The organism is Pseudoalteromonas sp. (genome assembly GCF_041629635.1).
GTDB lineage: Bacteria > Pseudomonadota > Gammaproteobacteria > Enterobacterales > Alteromonadaceae > Pseudoalteromonas.
In genome coordinates, this window is the sequence record NZ_JBFKMX010000019.1 from 34,926 (window position 1) to 41,506 (window position 6,581).

At 39.9% G+C, this 6,581-nt stretch carries 5 protein-coding genes; 2 read left to right on the forward strand and 3 right to left on the reverse strand.

Translation table 11 applies throughout. The features are described 5' to 3' along the window. Positions 1-102: 102 nt before the first annotated feature. Both ABYD77_RS04900 and ABYD77_RS04905 read right to left on the reverse strand, forming a co-directional pair. Positions 103-2,319 carry a YgiQ family radical SAM protein gene (locus ABYD77_RS04900; RefSeq protein WP_372767568.1) on the reverse strand — a complete coding sequence of 739 codons (2,217 nt, stop codon included), beginning with the start codon at positions 2,317-2,319 and terminating at the stop codon, positions 103-105. A 62-nt stretch (positions 2,320-2,381) separates the two neighbouring features. Continuing rightward, positions 2,382-4,568 (reverse strand): EAL domain-containing protein, encoded by a 2,187-nt coding sequence (locus tag ABYD77_RS04905; RefSeq protein ID WP_372767570.1) that lies wholly within the window; start codon positions 4,566-4,568, stop codon positions 2,382-2,384. Between the two features lie 208 nt (positions 4,569-4,776). Here ABYD77_RS04905 and ABYD77_RS04910 point away from each other — a divergent pair, with 208 nt between their 5' ends. Both ABYD77_RS04910 and ABYD77_RS04915 read left to right on the forward strand, forming a co-directional pair. Then, a complete protein-coding gene (locus tag ABYD77_RS04910) occupies positions 4,777-5,349 on the forward strand; it encodes a hypothetical protein (protein WP_372767572.1) in 573 nt (190 codons plus the stop codon). Continuing rightward, the gene (locus ABYD77_RS04915) at positions 5,300-6,181 is read left to right on the forward strand and encodes a TIGR03899 family protein (RefSeq protein WP_372767574.1); all 882 of its coding nucleotides are present in this window, start codon (positions 5,300-5,302) and stop codon (positions 6,179-6,181) included. Before ABYD77_RS04910 ends, ABYD77_RS04915 begins: the two co-directional genes overlap by 50 nt. A 27-nt stretch (positions 6,182-6,208) precedes the next feature. Here ABYD77_RS04915 and ABYD77_RS04920 read toward each other — a convergent pair. Next, the coding region (locus tag ABYD77_RS04920) for a TIGR04219 family outer membrane beta-barrel protein (RefSeq protein ID WP_372767576.1) at positions 6,209-6,581 on the reverse strand (373 nt) is incomplete at its 5' end.

Genomic DNA, 6,581 nt, shown 5'->3' on the forward strand with positions numbered 1-6,581 from the left:
AACCTAAGCTTAAGTTATTCAGTTTAGCTTAAGCTAAAAACCGTATAGTTGTTTTCAGGAAGGGAATTCCGATTGAGTAAAGTAACATTCAAAAGCCAACTCTTATGAGCTGGCTTTTTTTCTACCTTTACTAAAGTTAGCTGATTTACCACCACGCGACTTATTACCACCCACCTTAGGTTTTGTATTTGCTTTATTAAACTGACCAAAACCCGTATGGCGAGAAAGTGCAGGCCTACCACCTTTACTCTGACCAGACTTACGCTGCTCATCTCTTGATTCTGAAGGCACTAAACAGTTAGGACCATTACCAATAAGGTTCGCCTTGCCCATTTTCTTTAATGCCTCACGGATCATTGGCCAACCGGCAGGATCGTGATAGCGTAAAATCGCTTTATGCAAGCGACGTTGACGCGCCCCTTTTGGCACACTAACAACTTCCGTGTTGTTCTTAATGTTCTTGAGCGAGTTCATCTCGGTATGGTAAATGGTAGTGGCATTTGCCATCGGCGACGGATAAAAGTTTTGCACTTGATCTAATTTGAAATCATGGCGTTTTAGCCATAATGCCATATTGACCATGTCCAAATCTGTTGTACCTGGGTGAGCAGAGATAAAATACGGTATTAAATACTGTTTTTTACCCGCTTCTTTTGAGTACTTTTCAAAAAGTTCTTTAAAGCGATCATACGTGCCCATGCCCGGCTTCATCATCTTAGATAATGGGCCATTTTCGGTATGTTCTGGGGCAATTTTTAAGTAGCCGCCAACGTGGTGTGTCACTAACTCTTTAACATAGTTAGGATCTTCAATGGCCAAGTCATAACGCACACCTGACGCAATAAGCACTTTTTTAATGCCTTTTACTTCACGCGCTTTACGATACAAGTTAACCGTTGGCGTTTGGTCAGTATCCATATGCTTACAAATATCAGGGTAAACACAGGATAAACGACGGCAAGTGCTCTCAGCTTTTTTGCTTTTACAGCGCAGTTTATACATATTGGCTGTTGGTCCGCCAAGATCAGAAATTACGCCAGTGAAACCTGGCACTTTGTCACGAATCTGTTCAATTTCATCAATAATTGATTGCTCAGAGCGACTTTGAATAATACGCCCTTCATGCTCAGTGATTGAACAGAACGAACAGCCACCAAAACAGCCTCGCATAATATTGACCGAGGTTTTGATCATATCGTAGGCAGGAATTTTCTCATCGCCATAACTTGGATGAGGAACACGCTGATACGGTAAACCAAACACGTCATCCATCTCTTGTGTTTCAAGTGGAAACGCCGGTGGATTGACCCAAACAGAACGGTCACCATGGCGCTGGAAAAGTGCGCGGGCACAACCTGGGTTAGTTTCTTGGTGTAAAATACGTGACGCATGCGCATACAAAGGCTTATTTACACTTACCTGCTCATAAGCTGGCAGCTTTACATACACTTTTTCCCACGGTTTTAAACGCGGCGGTTGAATGGTAATAGGTTGAGCTTCAGCGCCAAGATCAATACCCGCTTGCTTAAATTCTGATTTACTACAACCTACGTCATCTGCGCCATAAGGATTTGGAATTGGGTCTATCTTACCAATTTTATCAATAGCCGTGGAATCTGAACCGCGCCAGCCGGGTAATGGCTCTTTACGAATAACCGCAGTACCACGAATGTCATGCATTTCATCCAAGCTTTTACCCGCAGCAATACCGTGTGCCACTTCAACTAAAGGCCTTTCTGCATTACCGTAAATGAGGATATCTGCTTTGGCGTCGAAAATAACACTTCGGCGCACCTTTTCAGACCAATAATCGAAGTGGGCAATACGGCGCAAACTTGCTTCAATACCACCGATAACCACAGGCACATCTTTATAGGCTTCTTTACAACGCTGGCTATATACAATCACCGCGCGGTCAGGGCGTTTACCACCAACATTACCGGCCGTATAAGCATCATCATGGCGTAAACGCTTTTCTGCGGTATAACGGTTGATCATCGAGTCCATATTACCCGCAGTTACACCGTAAAATAAATTCGGCTTGCCTAGCGACATAAATGCTTCTTTTGATGACCAATCTGGTTGGGCAATAATACCTACACGAAAGCCCTGTGCTTCAAGTACTCGGCCTATCACCGCCATACCAAAACTTGGGTGATCAACATAGGCATCACCCGTAACAATAATGATGTCGCAAGAATCCCAACCAAGGGCATCCATTTCTTCTCTGCAGGTTGGTAAGAAAGGTGCTGGGCCAAAACACTCAGCCCAATATTTTGGATATGAAAAAAGACTACGCTCTGCTGATAAAGCAGCCATAAAATGCCCCTAGAATAAAATGGCCGCAAATTATAGCTGAGTTTAACGCCCGCCTCTAGTGTTTATTTTTTAGGCAGCAAGAATTGTTTCAGCTCTTCAAATGGCATTGGCTTTGCAAACATAAAGCCCTGCGCCTCTTCACATCCCATAAGCTGCAAGCAACTGGCTTGTTCTTCGCTTTCTATTCCTTCAGCTATTGTGTTTAAACCAAGCTTTTTACCTAGTGATACAATCAGCTCAGCAATGGCACCACTATCTTCAGGAATATCTTTTACAAAGGCGCGGTCTATTTTAATGCGGTTAAGCGGAAGTTTTTTAAGGTAAGACAATGACGAAAATCCTGTACCAAAATCATCAATTGCAATCTCTAACCCGTGCTCTTTTAGCTCTGTGAGCGCCTCAACAACAATTTCAGGCTCATCCATCACAATGCTTTCGGTTACTTCAAGCTCTATTCTATTAGGCGAAATATGATAGTTTGCTAAAGTCTCTTTAACTTTTGATACAAATAGAGGGTCACGAAATTGTGGCACAGATACATTTACTGCCACACGCATATCAAATCCCAAGGTTTGTAACTCTTTTTGAGTTTTACAGGCTTGTTCTAACACCCACTGACCTATAGGTAAAATCAGCCCAGATTGTTCAGCTAAAGGCACAAAAATCGCTGGAGAAATAAAGCTCCCCTGCTCATTTGGCCAGCGTAGTAACGCCTCACAGCCAATCACTTTTCGTGTATTTAAACAGATTTGAGGCTGATACCACACTTCTAACTTATGCTCACTAAAATCGTGGCGAAGCTCTTTTAAAACGCCAAGTTGCCATGCCATTTTTTCTTCCATTTCAGGAAGGTAATATTCGTAATTAAACCTAGAATGTTTTTTGCCTAAATTTAGGGCGATATAGCATGACTTAAGAGTATCTTTGCCAACCTTATAAAAGTATTGCTGCTCACATACCCCCAAATGAAAATTCACAGGGAGCAAATGTTCACCGGCAAGGAAAGGAAGCGATAAAATATGATTTAATGAATCTGGAGTTACTTTTTCCGACTCAACTAACGCTGCAAACACATCTGCACCAATGCGCGCAAAATAACGAATACCAATCACATCTTCTTGAATACGTGTAGCAACGGCTTGTAATAGCAGGTCTCCAACATCTTGGCCTAGTCCGCTATTTATCGATGAAAAATCAGCAATATCAATAAAGTAAAGCGTAAAATGGTTTGCATTCTCTGAGTAAAAACGCTCTATTTGATTTATAAAATCATTACGGTTTGGTAATTTTGTGAGTTTATCTTTATAGGCTGCATCACGTAACTCACTGAGCATACGCACATTTTTAAACGCAACTGAAACGTTTTGTAAAAAGATTTCAATTAACTTAATTTGTTGGTCATGCACCATTTCTTTGGTTTCAAGATAAATGGCAAATTGTGATTTATCATCTTCCACAAAAAAGCAACTGTCATGCTCTGAAATTTGATGTATTTTACTCGATAATGCTTGTTGTAAAACGCCAAGTGCACGACTATTGTCAATTTGTTCAATACCTTGCCAAACTGTGCTTTTATACTCTTCACTGCCGCCAAGTACAGCTGAACGCCCCCCTTCAGCACTAACAATCACGCCATTACCAGTACTAGCAAGCAACTTTGAAATTTGTTCTATAACTTGTAAGGCAAACGCGCTTAGATCTTCTAAACCATTTATCGACTTTGCTGCATCAAGTACTTTTTCAAGCCCCGTGTTATGTTCTGACAACTCACATAGTTGCTGATAAGAGCGAAGTGCACTGACAAGTGAAGTAACTAACTTTGCCCGAGTGAGTTCAGTTTTAGTTTTGTAATCATTGATATCGTATTCACGAATTATATTTTCTTCAGGAGCATATCCTGGTTGCCCAGTACGCAGAATAATTCTAAGTTGCGAATTATTAAGCTCTTCTCGTATGCGTTTTACCGCGACAAGCCCTGCGTCATCCGTCTCCATTACAACATCGAGTAAAACAACAGATATATTGGGGATCTCAGCAAGTTTATTAACAGCTTCTTCACCACTGTAAGCATGGTGAAATCTAAGCTGCTTATTCCAAAAAGAAAGCCCTGACAATGCAAGTTGCGTCACCGAATGTACTTCTGGTTCATCATCTACAATTAAAACATCCCAAAAACCAGAGTATTGCTCGGGGGTCTCATTATCATCTTCATTCAAGAATAAAAACTGTTCTTCGGCTGGTTGTGTCATGAAACCTCTACGTTGTCACAAGACCTTTGAACTCTTTCTCTGGTCACAATTATTTTTTCTTATTAGTTAAACACTCGCCATAAGCTAGCTAGTTATATAGGTTACTAAAGCAACGTTAGCATCAGTCACTTACCTAGTATAGACTATTAATAATAATCTTTAAAAATACTATGACTTGTAAACTATTTTATGAAAATGACGGAGTGATATGCAGTATTTCTTTCGCACATTGTTTAGTGTTGCACTGCTTGTGGTGATCTCCAGTGCACTGCTGCCCAACCGCTATACAATTGCGAAAACAATTACCAGTCACTGTCAGCCGCCACAATTTGAAAAGTGGGTGCTAGATATTTCAAATTGGCATTTATGGGTCCCCTTTTCGACTTATCAAAAAACATGGCAAACTCTGGAGCTAGCAAACAGTAATAAGATTGGTGCATATTTAAAATGGCAAAGTGGTGAGAATATTGGCGAAATGACAGTTACTGCTATAACCAAACAAAGTATGTCTTATAGCAGTGTGATTGAACAACATACCAATATAGGACATATTAAAGCTGAACCTTTTGCCAAGCATTTGCAAATATCTTGGTCTATTGAAGGTGGTATTAATACGCCGATAATAGGTAGTATTGTTACACTATATTATAAATATAAAACTCAAGACGCTATTAACCTGGGCTTAAGAAACTTAAATTCCCTTTGTAAAAGTCAAAGAATGGATAAACAAAATGCCAATCAAGCCAATAACCGCGCAACAACATTTAGCGCAAATAATTAAAAATAAAGTAGGTGTAGATAAAACTAATTCAAACTCAGAACAGACACCTAAACCCTTAGCGAATGACACAATAACAAAAACAGTAACCCCAATACCGCATTACAACAGCACTGAAAGTACCCTGCAACGAGCTCAAAAACGTCGTAAACTCGCCTTAGTAAGAAAGCAAAACAATATCGAATCTATTTTAGAATTGGCACAGCATTACTGCCCCCCTGTAACATCTCAAGGTGAGCCAGATCCAGACTGGATAGAGCGTTTTCTAGAATTAGCAGAAGATACCAGCAACAGTAATATTCAAAAATTGTGGGCTAAAGTACTCGCTGGTGAAGTGATTAATCCCGGTTCTTTTTCGTATAAAAGTTTAATCACACTAAAACATATCACCCCCAAAGAAGTCGATATTTTTCAACTCGCAACAAGCTGTGCCGGAAAATCTTCAAGTGATGGCTTTCATCAAATTATTACCGGCAGCTACCTTACACCCAGCTTGTTTAATTTTTTTAACCCGCATAAAAAAAGCTATGTTAACCTCAGCAATGCAGGCCTTAATTACCCTGATATTTTGACATTAATTGATACTGAAATGATTTATATGCAAGAAATTGAATCAAAAGCGTTTGAAAGTGGAGAAAGCCAAAGCTTAAGTTTTGCCAATGGCACCTTAACACTTACTGCTAAATGTAAAGGATGTATTTTAACGTACTACAAATTTACGCAAACAGGTTTTTCCTTGGCTCGTTTAACAAGCAACAAGCTAAGTAATCAGTATTTGGAATGTTTAAGAAAGGCGTTAGAAAAGAGTTTTGAAGTCAATTTTGCCAACAAATAAAGTTGGCAAAATTGTCACTATTTTGAATTAGAAGTGAATTTGCAAACCAGCAAATAAACCATCAACTTCAATATCAGTATAGATATCATCAACATCATCAAGCTCTAACAACATTGAACGATAACCGGCTTTAATCGCTACATCCACCGCCATATTATCGATGAATTCCCACGCTACACCGATTTGGTAATCCTGAATTTTGCTATCACCAATTGATAATAGCTGACCTTCAGCAAATGCACTTAAGCCCGTAAATGGCAAGCCAAATTGCACTGCGCCATAAGCCATCGGAATAAAACCGTTGAAATCGACAGATTCCTCGCTCATACCTAGGCTTTGGTCATCACCTTTTACAGCTACGTAACCGTCAAACTGCTTTGCAGATAAGCCAAGATCAATA